The organism is Candidatus Limnocylindrales bacterium, assembly GCA_035571835.1.
In the GTDB taxonomy this organism is placed as follows: Bacteria; Desulfobacterota; Binatia; order UBA1149; family CAITLU01; genus DATNBU01.
In genome coordinates this window covers 128041-145715 of sequence record DATNBU010000029.1, presented here as the reverse complement: position 1 = coordinate 145715, position 17675 = coordinate 128041, and the positions used below count along the sequence as shown (strand labels likewise).

Here is a 17675-nt window from a genome sequence, read left to right as displayed (position 1 = left end):
ACCGAACGTCGCGTCGAGATTTTCTCGCTTCCTTAGCGAGGATTTCGACGGCAGAATCGGCGCCTCGGCCGTGGAATCGAAGGGGTCGGCTGTTAGAATGACATCCATGCCGACGGTCCGCGCGGGCGGATCGTTCTTTGGCCCGGCATGACTCGGCAACTTCGCTGCACGGCGGCTCCCGGCCAGAACAATGTTGGTCGTACCCCCGGGGTGTGGTAGTCGGGCCGCCTCGACGGAGTCGGGTGGTCAATCCTCAGGGCGAACGGTTCGAATGGGAAATCCACAACGTATGAGATCTCGCACGCTTTTCTCCTTTCGACGTCGGGCGCACGCCCTCTGGGCTTCCCGGGTCGCGGCCGTTGCCGTGCTTTGCGCCAGTCCCACGCTCGCCCTCGCGGATGCCTACCAGCAGGTCTGCGACAAGGGCGGCGACCAGCTCGGATCGTCGATCGCCACCAACGGCGACTTCAACGGTGACGGCGTGGCCGACATCGCCATCGGCTCGCCGTGCATGTTCGTGCGCGGCCACATCCATGCCGGCGCCGTGATCATCATCGACGGCCGCAACGGCCGGCCGCTGTTCAGGAAGAAGGGCGGATACGAGAACCAGTGGTTCGGCGCCGCGGTCTCGTTTCTTCCCGATCTCAACGGCGACGGGCGCGACGAGATCGCGATCGGTTCCCCGGGATACGACGTGACGATCGCCGACCAGCACGATCCGCACGCCAATCTTCTCGACCGCGCGGGCCGCGTCGACGTCTACCAGAAGCGCCATCGGCGCATGCGGATCTTCGGCACGCACATCCGTGCGGGCTTCGGAGAGAAGATCGCCCCGCTCAACGACATCAACGGCGACGGTCGCGCGGACTTCGTGGTCAGTGCCTCCGGCGACCGCAACGAGAACGACCTCGCGCAGCCCGGCCGCGTCTACACGGTCTCCGGCAGGAACGGCGATCTGCTCGCGTATCGCATCGGCCCGAAAGGCGGCAACAGCTACGGGCGCAGCCTTGCGTCGGCAACCGACCTCGACGGCGACGGCCTGTTCGATTTCCTCGCCGGCAGCGACGAAGCCAACGTGCCCGGCGTGCTGCGCTCGGGTGTCGTGCACGCGCTGTCTTCGGCGGATCCGGCGTCCGAGCCGATCTTCGAAGTCAGCGGCGCGGCGCACGACCGCATCGGCAAGTCGGTCGATTTTGCCGGCGACGTCAACGACGACGACGTTCCGGACCTGATCACCGGCTCGGACGCGTCCGACGATACGGGCGTCAAGCTCTCCGGCCTCGTCTCACTGTTTTCCCTCGACGGTACGCGCCTGTGGGTCCGGCACGACACGAAGATGCAGGACGGTGCGCGATTCGGCTCTGCCGTTGCGCGCATCGGTGACATCAACGGCGACGGCGTCACCGATTTCGCTGCAACGGCTCCGCGCCAGGACTTCCTGATCGAGAAGCGCTTCACGCCCGACGCCGGTCGCCTCGTGACGCTCTCGGGCGTTGACGGAACCGAGATCTGGTCGCTCGACGGCGTGCGCCGCTACGAGGAATTCGGTTACGCGCTCGACGGCGACATCGACTTCAACCTCGACGAAGTTCCCGACATGGTCATCGGCACTCCGGGCGACGATCCGACCGGACGCCGCGGCGCCGGAACCGTCAAGATCCTGTCCGGCATCGACGGCTCGACGCTGCTCACGGTCAACGGACGGCGCGGGCTCGAGACTCGCATCGCGACCGTCTCGTACGACCACTCCGAGAATCCCAAGCTGCGAACCTTCAGTCGCACCGGCCGCCGCACGGAGATGAGCGAGTTCGTGCTCGAGGGCATGACCGGCGAGCTCAGTCTGTCGATCCTCAACGACAAACCGTTCGATGCGCAGGGCGACCCGCACGTTCCCAAGCCGAGGTCGGTGCAGGTCGCCGTCACCGGCGGATTCGGCTCGGACGATTCGAAGGTCGAGGTCTATCGCATGGCGCACGGCGGCGAGCTGCAGGACTCGTTCGATGCGTTCGACGGCAACGTGTCGGTCGAATGCGGCGCCGGCGAAGTCAACGGTCGCGTCAACGAGGATCTGGTCTGTTCGCAGGCCGACGGCGGCGGCGGCGACGTGTTCGTCCGCACGTTCGAGCGTCTCGACGAGGGCTCGTCGTATTTCTTCTCGAGCGAGTTCCAGGCGTTCTCCGCGGCCGACATGTGGAACACGATCCCGATCAATGCCGAGGGCGCGACCGTCACGGTCGGCAACGTCACCGGCGACAAGCAGGACGAGATCATCGTCGGAACCACGCGCGGCGTTCCGGTGGTACGCATCTTCACTCGCGACGGCGTGCTGATCCGCACGTTCCTCGCGTACGATCCGGTCGATTTCTCGGGCGTCGATGTCGCGCTCGTCGACCTCGACGGCAGCGGCGATCAGCAGATCGTGACCGCTCCGCGCGAGGGTCAGGCGATCGTCAAGGTGTTCAACGGCAACGGCGACCGCGTCACGTACGGTCCCGAGTTCAAGCAGATCAACATCGTCGTGCGTCCGGCCGAAGACTGGGTGCATGGTGCACGCGTCGGTGCGGCCGACGTGGATCTGGACGATCAGCAGGAGATTCTGGTGATGCTGCCGGGACCGGAGGGGCATCAGGAAGTTCGCGCTTACGAATCCAACGGTAATCCGGTGAAGCACTTTGCGAACTTTGATCCGCTGCCTGGCGGCGAGGGCGGGGCTGGGGATATCGCGGGGACTGATCGCTGGGTTCGGCGGTAGTTCTACTTCTGCATCTGCGGTGGGCCGGACGCGTATAAGGGCCCATCTGCTGCGTTGGGATCCGCTTCGTTCGGTCGACGTCCGGGAAGTACGACTCCCTCTCTTCGCGGATCCCGCCTTGCATCTGGACCCTTCTACGCGCCCGGCTCGTTGAGCGTGGCTCCCACGGCTCGCTACACAGCACGTTCCGCGTCGGCTTCTCGGCCCGTTCATCGGGTCGTGATTTGGTCGCTCATGCGGCACGAGCGTAGGATCGACTGATCAGCGCTTCTTTCGTCTTTCATTTCAAAACTGCTGATCAGCTCACTGGCTTCGCTTCTGGCCTCTTGCTGGTGGAGTGCTAAAGAAACCGGCGATGTCTCGACGGGTGTCGTCAGGGAAGCCGTATCCGCTCGAGGGGATTCGGGTGGCGGACTTCAGTCATGTGCTGGCGGGGCCGTTCTGTACGCGGATACTTTCGGATCTCGGGGCGGAGGTTTTCAAGGTCGAGACGCCCGACGGGGATCTCGCGCGGCGGCTGGGGCAGCGGCGCGGCGGGATGAGCGGGTACTTCATGCAGCACAACTGCGGCAAGGGGAACGTCTCCCTCGACCTTCGCATGGAGCGGGGGCGCGAGCTTGCGGCGGAGCTGGCGTGTGCGTGCGACGTCGTCGTCGAAAACTTCCGGCCGGGCGTGATGGATGGGCTCGGGCTCGGGCAGCAGACACTCCGCGCGCGCAACGAAAGGCTCATCTACTGCTCGATCAGCGGATTCGGGCACGCGAGCCCGCAGCGCAACGAGCGTGCGTTTGCAGGCGTGGTCCATGCGGCCACGGGGATCATCGACCGGCAGGCGCGCGCGTTCGGGCAGCAGCCCGTCGATTCGGTGTTTGCGGTCGGCGACACGGTGACCGGGCTTCAGGCGGCGCTCGCGATCGTTGCGGCGATTCATCTTCGCGAACGCACCGGCACCGGCCAGTTCATCGACATGGCGATGCACGACGCGCTGCTTGCGCTGCAGGAGTGCGCGAACTTCGTTCTTTTCGGCGGCAGCGAAACCGATTTCCTGTGCGCGTGGGTGTATCCGTGCCGCGGGCGCAACGTCGTCATCCCGATGGATCCGCGCGCGCACTGGGAGACGATGACGTCGCTGATGGGAATGCCGGAGCTGGCGACCGATCCGCGCTTCGATACGTATGCCAGGCGCGAGGCCGCGTTGGCGGAGCTCGAGGCGATCGTCGGCACGTGGGTCGCTTCGCAGCCGGGAGCCGACGAAGTCGTCGCGGCCTGCCATGCGAACGGCCTTGCGGCGGCCCGCGTACAGACGCTCAGCGAAGCTCTCGCGTCCGAGCAGACGCGCGCACGATCGATGACGGTCGAGTGCGACGATCGCAGCGGCGGTACGGCCGCGGTGCTCAACAGCCCTTATCGTTTTTCCGATGCCAGCGCCGGGGTGCGCGGGCGTGCGGCATTTCGCGGTGAAGACAACCGTGACGTGCTCGCGAGCCTGCTCGGCAAATCATCCGAAGAGATTGCGCAGCTCGAAGCCGACGGCGTCGTTTCGTCGCGTCTTCCGGAGCCGCGTTCCTGACCGCGAACACGTTCGACAAAAGGAGAACCCATGAAACTTTACGACGCTACGATCGCACCCAATCCGCGACGCGTGAGGATGTTCCTCGCGGAAAAAGGTATCGAGGTTCCGCTCGAGCAGGTCGACCTGCGCGCAGCGGTCAATCGCCAGCCTCCGTTTCTCGCGAAGAATCCGATGGGCGGGCTGCCCGTCCTCGAGCTCGACGACGGCACATGCATCGCCGAAAGCCTCGTCATCTGCGAGTACTTCGAAGACAAGAAGCCGGATCCGCCGCTGATCGGCCGCACGCCGGAAGAGCGCGCGAACTCGCGCATGTGGGAACGCCGCATGGAGCTCGAAGTGATGATGCCGATGCTCGGAGCGTTCCGGCACAGCAGCCCGTTCTTCAAGGGGCGCATCACGCAGGTTGCCGAAATGATCGAGCCGAGCCGTGGCGCGGCGGCCAAGCGGCTGGCCTGGCTCGACGAGATCCTGGCGACGCGACCGTTCGTGGCCGGCGACAAGTTCTCGATCGCGGACATCACGCTATTCTGCACGATCGATTTCGGCGCAATGGTGGGAGAGAGCTACGATCCGTCGCTCAAGAACCTTGCGGCCTGGCACGAAAAGACCAAGGCGAGACCGTCGGCATCGGCCTGAACGCGCGCACGACGCATGGAAAAAGAATCGGGGACAGACACTGATTTCGCAATGATGCGAAACCGGTGTCTGTCCCCATAGATCACACGGACAAAAAAGGGCCGCCTTCCGACGAAGGCGGCCCTTTTTATCCGGTGAACGGTCGCGGCCTAGAAGCCTTTGACCTTGGCGGCACGCTTGTAGAGTTGGAAGACGACGTGCCATGCAACGAGGATCATCATCAGCAGCACGAGCTCGCGGCGCATGCTGAACGGCGGGACGTTGGCGAGGAACCCGGCCGTGTGGCTGCCGATCATCGTCCAGACGAGCGCCGCCGACATGTACGTGTTGTGACGTGAGCGCAGCCCCGCCATGGCGACGAGCGCCGCGTCGGGAGCCTGGCCGTTCTTGACGGCGGTGATGATCTGCTGCTGCGCGGGCCAGATCCGGAACCAGACGTTGAACGCCATCGTGGTGCCGAGCATCGCGCCGATATGGATGTTGTACGCGCGCTCGCCGAAGCCCGCATTGATGCTCATGATGAACGTGGCGATCGCGATCAGCACGTAGCACACGGCGTACTTCATCTTGACGTCGCTGATGATCGACGTCGTCATGATGGCCTCATAGATCGCGAAACCGCCGAACGTGAGGGCAAGGCAGACCAGCGATATCATCGACATCTGGACGAGGTGGCCGTGGTAGAAGACGATCAGGAGCAGCAGCACGCCGGTGACCCACGTCCATGCGGCGCCCCAGCGGAACCAGTAGAGCGCCCGCGGCATCAGCTCCGGAACGACGAGCTTCTTGGTGTCGGCGTTCATCGTCGCGGCGAACGGGCCGTTGACGAAATTGAAGAAATAGAGATGTCCGATCCAGACGATGCCGGCCAGGATGTGCAGCCACCGGAACGCCGGATCGAGTGTGAACAGGGCAAAATCCATCTGTGAGTTTCCTCCTTCTTGCGAACGGGTCGTTCGCGGTGCTTCTTGCGAACCCGCGTTCGCAGTGCTTCCGGCGCGCGGCACGCTGCCGCGGGCGGGAAAATAGACACCTTCGTCTATAGCGGCCAGTGAACAAGGATGCCAGCGACCCGGGGCCCAGCCGGGCAGTTCGGCACGCGGCGGTTTCTCCTCAGCGCCCCGAAGCGATGATGCTCGAAACGGTGAAGACCTCCTCAACGGTTCCTCCGTCGGGTCCGAAGTTGAAATACCAGCCTTCCTCGCCGGCGACGCTCGGCGATGGCAGCAGGCATCGCGTGGCATGGTGCAGCTGCATGTCGAAGATGCTGAGCGCCGGGATGAACTGCTGATCGTAGTCGTAGACCGCGACGGTGGCCCCGGGGAAGGGCTTGTGGCCGATCTTCCACTGGTTGACCCAGGCCTTCCACAGCGCGCCTTTCTGGTCGTACATCTCGGTGTACGGGATCACGAAGCTATGGCGGTCGAGATAGATCACGCGCTTCGAGTACGCGTAGTCGGGAATGCGCGAGACGCCTTCGATGATATACACGTCGCGCATCTCCCACGTGTCGTCGAACAGGAAGTTGGCGCCGCCCTTGGACCACACGGCCGGGAAGTTGCGGGTGTGCATCGGCGCCAGCACGCGCTTGGTGCCGACGAGCTTCCAGTCCATCCACGCAGGATTTCCGGCGTAGCCGCCGTAGCTGTCGATGTCGGCGTCCTGGCCGAACAGAGCATCGGACCGCTGCGCCGACGAAAGCCGGCGCACGCGCTTGAGCAGCGGATAGTAGAGCCAGCTGTCGTCCTGACGCGACGGATCGAGATGACGGGTATAAGTGAGGCCGACGCCCTTCAGGTCGAACGGCTCGATGATCGGATGCAGGACTTCGCGGTAGCGGATGCCGTCGTTGGTCGGCCACGTCGGCATCGGCTCGTGGTAGAGGCGGCTCACGTAGTACAGCCGGCGGAAATGACCGATCAGGAAGTGACGTTCGATCGAGATTCCGCGCTTGTCGTCGATGCTGCCGGTGTCGCACTCGAAGTTGCGGACATCGAGGTCGTCGACGACGATGCGGTTCTCGTAGTTGAAGATGAGCTTGATCGCCGCGTCCGGATCGCGCTCGTCCGACAGCGGGAACGGAAGCCCGGCCACGTAGTTGAGGACCTGGTTCTTGTCCGGCGAGAGCTTCGCTTGCGAATGGTACTTCTGGGTTGCTTCGAGCCGCTTCGGCTCGAGCGGGATGTCGCGGCCTTCGACGACTTCGATTCGCATCCCGCGGTCGACGGCCCACTGGATCGACGGCGGCAGGAACTCCTTCCACTTCTCGAGATTGTCGCTCGCGACGATTGTGCCTGGGGGCGGCTCGCCGGCGCGCGCCGCAGCGGAAAAACCGGTGGCGCCGGGATTGGTCGCCGGCGCGTCTTCGGCACAGGCAGTGCGCGCCAACGCGAACAGAACGACCGCAACGAGCGCGCACAGCTTCATGCGGAAGTCTCCTGCGAGCTCACGCTACGGTCCTGCGAGCGCACGCCGAACACGCGCCCGAGCGCAATGCCCGCGACCAGTCCGCCGACGTGCGCGTAGTGGTCGCGCCCCGGCTCGAAGCCGACGATCATGCCGAACAGCGCAACCAGCGCGCCGAGCGTCTGCCACGCCGGCCGACGCTCGCGCGCATCGGACGACGCCGCCATCGTCGCGAGCGCAACTCCGGCCAGCGCGCCGAGCAGGCCGCAGATTCCGCCCGAGGCTCCTGCTTTGATCGCAGCCTCCTCGCCGAAGATCTGGCTCGCCACGTTGCCGAGCACTCCGGTGACGACGAACAGCGACACCAGCCGTCCCTGGCCGATCGTCGCCGCCAGCGGCGGGCCGAGGAAGAACAGCGCTGCCATGTTGCCGACCAGATGCTTGATGTCGAAATGCAGGAATACGGCTGTGACGAGGCGCCACCACTCGCGCTGGCTGACGAGCCACGGTGCGATCGCGCCGGAGCTGAGCATGCGCGAATGCGGTGACGGCCCGGCGCCGCCGTGGACCACGAGATGGATGAACACGCACGCGACGGCGATCACGAGGCTTCCCGACGCGTTCTGCCACGTCCAGATTCCTTCGCGCGCATCGAGCAGGCCCTGCGGAGGCGCGGCCGGCGGCGCGGTGTTCGAGACGTAGTCGTCTGCGAGGACGGGCAGGGCGGCCGCGACCTCGTCCTCTGCAACGGATACCTGCCAGGAAAAAGGTGGCGTCGTCGTCGTGGCTGCGAGCCCGGTTGGCGCAGCGATCGAAGCTCCGTTCCGATGCGCTTCGGCATCAAGACCGACGGCGACGAGAGCGAGCACGGCGCGCCGGGCCCCTTCGGCCGACAGGTGATCCCGCACGACGACCCTGGCCTTGCTCATGCCTTGAGCGTGCCACATGGTAGGTCCGATGCACACCGGCAACGTCATGGACGTACTGATCCAAAAGCTCACCCGGGCGCTCGCACCGGTCCGGCTCGAGATCGAAGACGAGAGCGAGAGCCACCGCGGGCACAAGGGTGCGAGCGGCGGAGGTCACTTCCGAGTGTTCGTCGTGTCGGCTGCGTTCGAAGGCAAGGGGCTGGTTGCGCGCCATCGGCTCGTCTACGACGCGGTCGCCGACGAGATGACCGGCCTCGTGCACGCGCTCGCGCTGCAGACGCTGACGCCCGAGGAAGATGCTGCGCAGCAGGCAAAAGACGCAGCCAACGAAGCCGAGAGCCGGCTCGTCACCGGCATCTGACTCGTCGCACAGACTTTCCGATGACCAGAAGCGACTGGCAGCATCCGATCGGCGACGAGCTCTACGAGCGCGCGAAGCGCGTGATCCCGGGCGGGATCTACGGCCATCAAAGTCCGGTCTATCTGGTCGACGGAGCGTTCCCGCGATTCCTCTGCGAGGCCGAAGGCTGCCGCGTCCGCGACGCCGATGGCCACGAGTACGTCGACTTCCTGTGCTCGTACGGACCGATGGTGCTCGGCTACCGCGATGCGGTCGTCGAAGCTGCGGCCGAGCGTCAGCGCCGCCTGTGCGACAGCGGCAATCTTCCGGCGCCGAACATGGTCGAGCTTGCCGAGAAGCTGGTGTCGATCACGGCCGGCGCAGACTGGGCGATGTTCGCCAAGAACGGCTCGGACGTCTGCACGTGGGCGCTTGCGGTTGCACGCCGCGCGACGCGGCGCGACCTCGTGGCGATGGTCGAAGGCACGTACCACGGTGTTCACGGATGGTGCAATCCGGCGCGGCGCGGGTTTCCCGACGGCGAGCGCAGCGGCATCGTCACGTTCCCGTGGAACGATGCGGGTGCGCTCGAAGAGCTGTTCCGCAAATACGACGGCCGCATCGCCGGCGTAATCGCGACGCCGTTCCGCCACGAAGCGCGCCATGACAGCGTGATGCCGGGCGAAGGCTTCCTGCAGGCGATTCGCGAGCTTTCGACGCGTCACAGCGCAGTGATGATCTCCGACGACGTGCGCGCCGGGTTTCGCCTGAGCCTTGCCGGCTCGATGCATCACTTCGGCGTGACGCCGGACATGACGGTTTACTCCAAGGCAATCGCCAACGGCTATCCGCTGTCGGTGATGCTCGGGTCGGATGCGCTTCGCAAAGCCGCCGAGGACGTGTTCGTGACCGGAACGTTCTTTACGCAGGCGGTTCCGATCGCGGCTGCGATCGCGACCATCGGCGAGATCGAGAAGCGCTCGGCGATCGAGCACATGGATCGCGTCGGGCGGCGTCTTTGCGGCGGGCTCACGGCGCGCGCGCGGGCGGCGGGCCTCGCCGTTACGATCAGCGGCCCGCCGTCGATCCCGTTTCTCAGTTTCGTTGCCGACGAGGGACGGCTCGAGCGCAGCCGCACGTTTGCGGCCGTGGCCGCATCACACGGAGCGTTTTTTCACCCCGCCCACAACTGGTTCGTTTCGGCCGCGCACCAGGACGCCGACATCGACTTCGCGCTCGACGCAGCCGAAGCGGCAATGGCCGCCGTGGCCCGCGAACATGGAAAGGACGCACGATGAACATCCCCGCGAAGAAGAGCACGCTCAAGCTCACGCATTTCGGCCGCAAGAGCGGCAAGCCGTTCGACGTGACGATCTGGTTCGTCGTAATCGGCGGCGAGCTTTGGATCGGCAGCCTCGACGAGAGCCGGAACTGGGTGAAGAACCTGCGCGCCACCGGCCGCGCGCGCATCGACTTCGGCTCCGGCCCGCAGGACGTCGTGACCGAGTTCTGCGACGGCGCGCACGACAAGGCCCGCTACCGCGAAGCGATCGCGTCCAAGTATCCCGTCCTCAGCCGCATCATCGGCCTCTTCGTCCGCGGCAAAACCAACGCCGTCTTCCGCGTCCGCGAAAAATAGGGACAGGTACATTTTTAAAAGCTGAGCAAAATCGCGGCGGGCCCGCCGCGAGCGACGCTTTAGAAAATCAGGGACAGACACCGATTCTGCGAAATCGGGGACAGACACTGATTTCCCGAAATCAGTGTCTGTCCCCGATTTTACGATCAGCGGCCGGTGTTGGTGGCGACGGCGTCGGCGACGAGGTCGCCGACCTGCGAGGTCGAGTAGCCCATCTTGCCGGCGTTCATCGACTGCAGCTTCTCGGCCGCAACGTAAGCGATCGCGCGCTCGATGCGGTTCGCTGCATCATCCTCGCCGAGCTCCGACAGCATCATCTGCGCAGCGGCAATCGCCGCCATCGGATTGATCACGCCGAGCCCGGTGTACTTCGGCGCCGACCCGCCGATCGGCTCGAACATCGAAACCTTGCCCGGATGGATGTTGCCGCCCGCCGCGATCCCCATGCCGCCCTGAATCATCGCGCCGAGATCGGTGATGATGTCGCCGAACATGTTGTCGGTGACGATCACGTCGAACCACTCCGGGTTCTTGACCATCCACATGCACGTCGCGTCGACGTGCGCGTAGTCGCGCTTGATGTCGGTGTAGTCGGCGTCGCCGATCTCGTGGAACGCGCGTTCCCACAGGTCGAACGCGTAGGTCAGCACGTTGGTCTTCCCGCAAAGGGTCAGCGTCTTGCGGGCGTTCCTCTTGCGCGTGTAATCGAACGCGTAGCGCAGGCAGCGCTCGACGCCCATGCGCGTGTTGATCGATTCCTGCACGGCCACTTCGTGCGGCGTCCCGCGACGAAGATTTCCGCCCGCGCCCGCGTAGAGGCCTTCGGTGTTCTCGCGCACGACGACGAAGTCGATGTCTTTCGGACCCTTGTTGGCCAGCGGCGTCTCGACGCCGGGGTAGAGCTTGACCGGCCTCAGGTTGATGTAGAGGTCGAGCTCGAAGCGAAGGCGCAGCAGGATGCCTTTCTCCAGGATGCCGGGCTTGACGTCTGGATGGCCGATGGCGCCGAGCAGGATCGCATCGAAGCCGCGCAGGTCGCTCGTGGCGGTGTCGGGAAGGACCTCGCCGGTGCGCATGTAGCGGTCACCGCCGAAGTCGAAGGGAGTCGTTTCGTACTTGAAGCCGCAGACTTTGGAGGCCGCGTTGAGGACCTTCAGGGCTTCGTCGACGACCTCGGGACCGGTGCCGTCGCCGCCTAGAACCGCAATCTTGTGCAATGGAATCTCCTCGGGGACCGGGTTTTGCGCCGTTGGCTTCCCGGCCGAAAAATCGCGCGGAGTGTAGCCGAACGCTGGCGATCCTCAAGCGGGAGCTTGATGGAAGAGGTCACGCCAGCGCCCGCAACTGCCTGTGCCCGCAGCACTACGCCGCGCACAGGATTTGAGTAAGACCCTCGCGCTGGCATACTCCGCGCTTCTTTCAAGGCGGCGTACCCAAGTGGTTAAGGGAACGGTCTGCAAAACCGTGATGCGGCGGTTCGAATCCGCCCGCCGCCTCCAGTCTTGAAGAAGCAGGGACAGGTACGATTGCCGTAAGCGCAAACGTACCTGTCCCGAATCGACGAATCACCGAACGAGCATGTCGTGGCCGTGTCGATCTATTCGACCGGGGCGTAGAACGTCCGCCCGCGATTTCACTCGCGAAAATTAAATGTACCTGTCCCCTTTTTCAGTTCGCGAGCCAGCGGGCGGGGATTCTCAGGCGGCCGCCGGCGAGGCCGGCGAACCATTCGATCCATCCGGGCTGATGGTGTGCGCGGTCGGCTACGTAGGCGCGGATCGCTTCGGCGTCGTCGGGGCTCAGCACGTCGGCGAACGACGCCATGCCGCGCGACGAGAACGCACCGCCGAGCACGATCGCATTCCACGACGCGTAGACGTCTTTCGACGCGTGGCGAAGGTCCGGATAAAGCCCGCTCGCCTGAACTCCGAGCCCGTGGCAGCGCGAGCAGTTGTACGCATAGAGCGCGCGTCCGCGAGTGAGCATCTCGGCTGACGCGTCGATGACCGGAGCTTCGACGGGCTTGTCGCCCATTCCCGGCTTGATCGGAGTGTCCGGCATCGGCGGCAGTGCTTCGTGCGCGTCGAGCTTGAACGCAAGGATCCGGCCCGGATTCGAATTGGGAAACTTGATGAAGTGCCCGCCGGCCGAGCCGCCGAGCCCCGCGACGACCGCGATGTACTGCTCGCCGCCGACTTCATAGCTGATCGGCGGCGCGATGATGCCGGTGCCGGTGTCGGCTTCCCAGACGAGCGCACCGCTTGCTGCGTCGTACGCGCGAAGCTTGCCCCACGTCGTTCCCTGGAAGACGAGATCGCCGGCGGTCGCAAGCACGCCCGCCGGAATTCCCTGGCCGAGCTCGACGCGCCACGCCTGCTCGCGGCGCACGGGATCCCACGCCGTCAGATGCGTCGAGACGTTCTGCGAGACGAACGGCTCGAAGCCTTCGAGCTCGGCGGCGACGCCGCGCCAGCTTTCGCTCGTGTTGATGTAGCCCGGCGCCCAGTGGAACTCGGCGTCGGGCTTGTACGAGTAGACCGATTCGAACGTCGGTATGTAGACGAGCCCGCTCTTCGGGCTGTACGCCATCGGATGCCAGTTGTGTCCGCCCGAGATGCCGGGAGTGACGCGCGCTTCGGTCTTCGACCAGGTTGCTTCCGGCCGCTCGATCGGCCGCCCGGTCTTGAGATCGACGCCGGTTGCCCACGTCTCGTCGATGTACGGATCGGCGGCCAGCAGCTCCCCGGTCGCACGGTCGAGCACGTAGAAGAAGCCGTTCTTCGGAGCCTGCATCAGCACGTGCCGGAGCTCCGGTTTGCCGTCGGGCGCGCGCTTCGCGAACGGAATGTCGGCAAGGATGATGTGCTGCGTGGCCGTGTAGTCCCACTGGTCTCCGGGCGTCGTCTGGTAATGCCAGACAAGGTGCCCGTCGTCGGGCCGCACTGCGAGAATCGACGAGAGATAGAGATTGTCTCCGCCGCCCGGACTCCTCTGCTCGCGGTTGTAGACGGACGCGTTGCCGACGCCGACGTAGAGGAGATCGAGCTCGGGATCATACGCCATCGAATCCCACACCGTGCCGCCGAGGCCGGAGTCCCACGCCGAATCTTTCGACCACGTCGGTGCAGCCGCAGCCAGCTCGGGAGTATCGAACGGACCCTGCGTGCTCGCCGGCACCGTGTAGAAGCGCCACAGCATCTCGCCGGTGGCTGCGTTGTACGCGCTGAAGTATCCGCGCACGCCGAACTCGGCGCCGCCGTTGCCGATGATGACCTTGCCTTTTACGATGCGCGGCGCGCCGGTGATCGTGTAGGGCCGGCTCGTGTCGGTCGTCTGCTTTTCCCAGAGCGGTTTTCCGGTAGCAGCGTCGAGGCAGATCAGTCGCCCGTCGAGCGCGCCGAGGTAGAGCTTTCCCTCCCACGCGGCGACGCCGCGATTGACGACGTCGCAGCACGCGTCGCGGCCCTTGGCTCCGGGCACGTACGGATCGTACGTCCACAGCGGCTTTCCGGTGCGCGCGTCGACCGCGTAGACCCGGCTCCACTCGCCGGTTGCGTACATCACGCCGTCGATCACGAGCGGCGTGGCTTCCATGCCGCGATGCGTGCCGGGCTCGTAAGCCCACGCAAGGCCGAGCCTCGCGACGGTAGAAGAGTTGATCGAAGTGAGCGGGCTGTAGCGCTCTTCGGCCCACGTGCGGCCGTGCGTCATCCACTGGCCGGGCTCGCTATCGGCTGCGCGAAGCCGCGCATCGTTGACGCGCGCAACGGTGGCGGCGCGCGCCGCCGATGCAGCGATCACGTCGGCCACGGCTCCCGGGATGAAATCGGTTTCCGATGCGGCGTACGCGACGCTCACGTGCGCGAGCGCGAGGCCGACGAGCACCGCAAGCACGGCTCCGGAGGCGCCGGCAGGAGCAAGGAAAAGACGCTTCACGCTCGGTCGTCGTCTACATGAACTTGCGGACGAGCCACTCCTTGATCTTCGTGTACGGAGGGTAGGCGACCTTGGCATCCATCGACGTGGGTTTGTCGGTAACAGCCTTGCGGTGACTCAGCGCCTCGAATCCCCAGCGCCCGTGGTACGCGCCCATGCCGCTCGGACCGACGCCGCCGAACGGAAGATTCGGATTGGCCACGTGCCACAGCGTCGCGTTGACGCACGCACCGCCCGAGCTGGTCTCGGTGAGCACGCGATCGGAGACCTTGCTGTCGGCTGTGAAGACGTAGAGCGCGAGCGGCTTGTCGCGATCGTTGATGAAGTCGATCGCCTGGTCGATGCCGCCGATCGTCAGCATCGGAAGCACCGGTCCGAAGATCTCGTCGGCCATCGCTTTGGAGTCGGGCTTTACGCCGGTGAGAATCGTCGGTGCGAAGTAGCGCTCGGCGCGGTCGTGCTCGCCGCCGGCCGCGACCTCGGTGCCGTCTTCGATCAGCGCTGCGAGCCGATCGACATGGCGGTCGCTGACGATGCGCGGATAGTCCTTCGATTGTCGCGGGTTCTCGCCGTAGAACTCTTTTAGCACGGCTTTGAGCTTGTCGACGAGCGGCTTCTCGACGCTCTCGTGTACGAGCACGTAGTCGGGCGCCGTGCAGGTCTGTCCGGCGTTTGTCCATTTCCCCCACGCGATGCGGTGTGCCGCGACATCGAGGTTGGCGTCCTCCATGACGATGCACGGGCTCTTGCCGCCGAGCTCGAGGGTTACCGGCGTAAGGTGCTTCGCGGCCGCTTCCATGACGATGCGCGCCACGCGGCCGTTGCCGGTGTAGAGGATGTGGTCGAACTGCTGCTCGAGGAGCACGCCCGTCTCGTCTACCGCGCCTTCGACGACCGCAATGCAGTCGTTGTCGAGGTACTTCGGCACCAGCTCCGCGATCAGCTTCGAGGTTGCCGGCGTCATTTCGGATGGCTTGATTACCGCGCAGTTGCCGGCAGCGATCGCCGCGACGAGCGGATTGAACGTGAGCTGCACCGGGTAGTTCCACGGCGCGATGATCAGGATGACGCCGAGCGGATCGTACTGGATCCAGGATTTGCCGGGACGCTGCACGAGCGGCTGCGCGACGTGCTTCGGCCGCATCCAGCTCGAGAGGTTCTTGATCGCGAGCGATGCTTCGCCGAGCGGCATTCCGATGTCGGCGGCCATCGCTTCGAGCGCGGGCTTGCCGAGGTCGGACGCGAGCGCCTTCTGCAGCGCTTCGGAGTTTTCGCGCAGGAGCTTCTCGACCGCGCGGAGCTGCTCGAGCCTCCATGCGATCGGCCGCGTACGGCCGCTGCGGAACGTTTTGCGCAGTCTGCCAGGAATTGCCGCGATGCGGTCGCGCGCCGAAGTGTCGAATACGAGGTTAGCAGCGGTCGCAGCCATGATGCCTCCTTGCCGCCGGCGCCGGTGCGCGGCGCCAGTGCCGTACTGCGGCCTTTAGCCTTTGGAACGAGGGGGCACAACAGGCCCGAGGAGGTGTCCCCGGGGACCGTGCGCATGGCTGCTGCGAGGCGCGATCCGGCTCGATATCGAGCCTGCCCACAAATGCGGACAAAGCCCGATATCGAGCCCGCGAAGCGATGGTCAGTGTCGGTGGCTCGACTTGGAAGCCGCGTCATCCGGCGAATCGATCTTGCCGCGGAACGCGCCGGTTTCGTGGCCCCGCGATTCGATGAATTCCTTGAAGCGCTCGAGGTTCTGCCGCACGTTCCACTCGACCACGCCGATCGCGTCGCCGACGTTTTCGACGACGCCTTCCGGCTCATAGTCCATCTGCAGCGCCACGCGGCACTGGTCGTCCGAGATGCGATGGAACGTTACGACCCCGGCGTTGAGCGCACCGCTCGTGCTCGTCCACGCAATGCGTTTGTCCGGGGTCTGCTCGGTGATCTGCGCGGTCCATTCCTTGGTCTTGCCGCCGATCTCGGCCTTCCAGCGCAGAGTGTCGTCGTCGATCTGCACGACGCTCTCGACACCCTGCATGAACTGCGGGAACTCCTCGAACTGCGTCCACTGGTTGTAGGCGGTGCGGACCGGCACGTCGACGTCGATCGACTGCATGATGCTGCTGGATTTCTCTGTGGATTTTGATTTCGAAGGCGACTTGGAAGCCATGATCATCTCCTCTGGTGTGTTACACCGCTGGCGCGCGAGGTCTGGTTGTCGCTCGTCTTTGGAAAACGCTGCGGCCATCGATGGCTCGCGTCAATGCGGCCGGCCGGATTAACCGACTACGCCCACCACGCTGCGGTCAGGGGGCGTTTTTAGTGTCACGATGGGGTCCCGGGCGAAGACCCTGAGGCGAGGGTGTCGATCCGACCGGGACAGCCGTCGGAGAGGCAATTCGCAGTCAATTGCCCCCCCGTCGTTGACACGGAGCCGACTTGCGAAATATCTTCGCGGGCGATGGAAGGGTCCGGTGGGGCTCGGGCTCATAGTCCGTCGCATAAAAGGGAGGGATCCATGGTCGTTAAATCGCTGCGTATTCTGAGTGTGCTTGCCACGCTCTCCGGGCTGTCCGGCTGTGCGTTCACCCAGTGGACGGACCACGCCTTCCTCGGAACGCCGGAATGTCCGCCCCGGCACGCCAACCGGACCTGGGCGTTCGTGCTGGCCGCGCCGCCTGCGGTTGTCGGCGACATCATCACCGCTCCGATCCAGGCCGTGATGCTGGCGTCCGGCGGAGACTTCTCCATCTATGCGAACGAGAACTGCATGGAGGAGTCGGAGCACCAGGCGATGATCAACGCGTCGCACTGACGCGTCTCTCACCTTACTTCCTGGATTGAGACCGGCCGATCGGCCGGTCATCTTCGCAGATCAGCGTCCGTGCGGCGACCGTGCGGCGGGTGCGCGCGACCAACCCTGTGTTCGGACATCGGCGTGACTACGATCGCTGGCTCGGCGCATCGGTCACGTGCGGTTGACCGGGGCGCAGCGAACGAGCGGCTAGTGATTGAGCCACTGCGTCACGAGCGGCCCCGAGACGCGCAGCGCATTGACGATGAAGAACAGATACACCGCCTCGCAGGCGGCCAGCGCGAGAACGTTGCCGGGCAGCCGCGACGACGGATTCCGTATGAGCCTCCAGAGCGCGAACGGGACAATCGTAAGTTGCGCTCCGAAGCTCAGCAGCGCGCAGAGCATGAAGATCGGTGCGCGGAAGCTTCCGTGCCGATCGAAGCTGCTCATCTCGAACATTAGCATGAGCCCGAAGGCGACTGGCACGGTGCAGAACACAAGTAAGCAGGTCACCAGCAGACCGGAAGGTGGGACCGAGGCCTGCCTCGAAAGCTCGACGTGCGCCGGGTCGATCGGATGCTCCGGTTCGCTCATGCTCTCATCGCTCGCATAGACGGGAAAGGGTCGAAATCCGGGACCATCGCGGACGTCTCGGCACCGGGATCAGCTCCAACTG

15 protein-coding genes and 1 tRNA gene are annotated in these 17675 nt (G+C 65.1%); 8 read left to right on the top strand and 8 right to left on the bottom strand.

What is annotated here, in order from left to right:
- The first annotated feature begins 364 nt into the window (after positions 1–364).
- From VN634_13060 to VN634_13050, 3 genes are all read left to right on the top strand, one after another.
- Positions 365–2752: an integrin alpha gene (locus tag VN634_13060; protein HXC51811.1), complete on the top strand. Its 2388-nt coding sequence runs from the start codon at positions 365–367 to the stop codon at positions 2750–2752.
- A 355-nt stretch (positions 2753–3107) separates the two neighbouring features.
- Complete coding sequence (locus tag VN634_13055; protein HXC51810.1) at positions 3108–4322, top strand: CoA transferase; 1215 nt, start codon at positions 3108–3110, stop codon at positions 4320–4322.
- 30 nt (positions 4323–4352) lie between these two features.
- Positions 4353–4961 (top strand): glutathione S-transferase family protein, encoded by a 609-nt coding sequence (locus VN634_13050; GenBank protein HXC51809.1) that lies wholly within the window; start codon positions 4353–4355, stop codon positions 4959–4961.
- Positions 4962–5110: 149 nt separating this feature from the next.
- Here the strand turns inward: VN634_13050 and VN634_13045 are convergent, their stop codons facing one another.
- The 3 genes from VN634_13045 to VN634_13035 form a co-directional block, all read right to left on the bottom strand.
- The gene (locus VN634_13045) at positions 5111–5884 is read right to left on the bottom strand and encodes a urate hydroxylase PuuD (GenBank protein ID HXC51808.1); all 774 of its coding nucleotides are present in this window, start codon (positions 5882–5884) and stop codon (positions 5111–5113) included.
- Positions 5885–6074: 190 nt separating this feature from the next.
- Positions 6075–7388: a DUF1329 domain-containing protein gene (locus VN634_13040; protein HXC51807.1), complete on the bottom strand. Its 1314-nt coding sequence runs from the start codon at positions 7386–7388 to the stop codon at positions 6075–6077.
- Entirely contained in the window at positions 7385–8296 is a 912-nt protein-coding gene (locus tag VN634_13035; GenBank protein HXC51806.1) for a rhomboid family intramembrane serine protease, read from the bottom strand. Before VN634_13035 ends, VN634_13040 begins: the two co-directional genes overlap by 4 nt.
- A gap of 28 nt (positions 8297–8324) precedes the next feature.
- Between VN634_13035 and VN634_13030 the strand changes: the two genes are divergently transcribed.
- Genes VN634_13030 through VN634_13020 form a run of 3 tightly spaced genes read left to right on the top strand, consistent with a single transcriptional unit; the run spans position 8325 to position 10275 of the window.
- Positions 8325–8657, top strand: a complete 333-nt coding sequence (locus VN634_13030; GenBank protein HXC51805.1) for a BolA family protein — start codon at positions 8325–8327, stop codon at positions 8655–8657.
- A 20-nt stretch (positions 8658–8677) separates the two neighbouring features.
- On the top strand, positions 8678–9934 hold the full coding sequence (locus VN634_13025; protein ID HXC51804.1) for an aminotransferase class III-fold pyridoxal phosphate-dependent enzyme: 1257 nt from the start codon (positions 8678–8680) through the stop codon (positions 9932–9934).
- Positions 9931–10275, top strand: a complete 345-nt coding sequence (locus VN634_13020; GenBank protein ID HXC51803.1) for a nitroreductase/quinone reductase family protein — start codon at positions 9931–9933, stop codon at positions 10273–10275. Before VN634_13025 ends, VN634_13020 begins: the two co-directional genes overlap by 4 nt.
- Positions 10276–10421: 146 nt before the next feature.
- Here VN634_13020 and VN634_13015 read toward each other — a convergent pair whose 3' ends face one another.
- On the bottom strand, positions 10422–11492 hold the full coding sequence (locus VN634_13015; protein HXC51802.1) for a 3-isopropylmalate dehydrogenase: 1071 nt from the start codon (positions 11490–11492) through the stop codon (positions 10422–10424).
- A gap of 206 nt (positions 11493–11698) precedes the next feature.
- Between VN634_13015 and VN634_13010 the strand changes: the two genes are divergently transcribed.
- Positions 11699–11774: transfer RNA gene (locus VN634_13010), tRNA-Cys, on the top strand.
- 169 nt (positions 11775–11943) lie between these two features.
- Here VN634_13010 and VN634_13005 read toward each other — a convergent pair.
- The 3 genes from VN634_13005 to VN634_12995 form a co-directional block, all read right to left on the bottom strand.
- Positions 11944–14211, bottom strand: a complete 2268-nt coding sequence (locus VN634_13005) for a PQQ-dependent dehydrogenase, methanol/ethanol family (GenBank protein ID HXC51801.1) — start codon at positions 14209–14211, stop codon at positions 11944–11946.
- A gap of 13 nt (positions 14212–14224) precedes the next feature.
- The gene (locus tag VN634_13000; GenBank protein HXC51800.1) at positions 14225–15640 is read right to left on the bottom strand and encodes an aldehyde dehydrogenase family protein; all 1416 of its coding nucleotides are present in this window, start codon (positions 15638–15640) and stop codon (positions 14225–14227) included.
- Positions 15641–15841: 201 nt separating this feature from the next.
- Positions 15842–16372: an SRPBCC family protein gene (locus VN634_12995; GenBank protein HXC51799.1), complete on the bottom strand. Its 531-nt coding sequence runs from the start codon at positions 16370–16372 to the stop codon at positions 15842–15844.
- Positions 16373–16720: 348 nt separating this feature from the next.
- Here VN634_12995 and VN634_12990 point away from each other — a divergent pair, with 348 nt between their 5' ends.
- Positions 16721–17017 (top strand): hypothetical protein, encoded by a 297-nt coding sequence (locus VN634_12990; protein ID HXC51798.1) that lies wholly within the window; start codon positions 16721–16723, stop codon positions 17015–17017.
- A 189-nt stretch (positions 17018–17206) separates the two neighbouring features.
- Here the strand turns inward: VN634_12990 and VN634_12985 are convergent, their stop codons facing one another.
- The gene (locus VN634_12985; GenBank protein ID HXC51797.1) at positions 17207–17593 is read right to left on the bottom strand and encodes a hypothetical protein; all 387 of its coding nucleotides are present in this window, start codon (positions 17591–17593) and stop codon (positions 17207–17209) included.
- Positions 17594–17675: the final 82 nt, after the last annotated feature.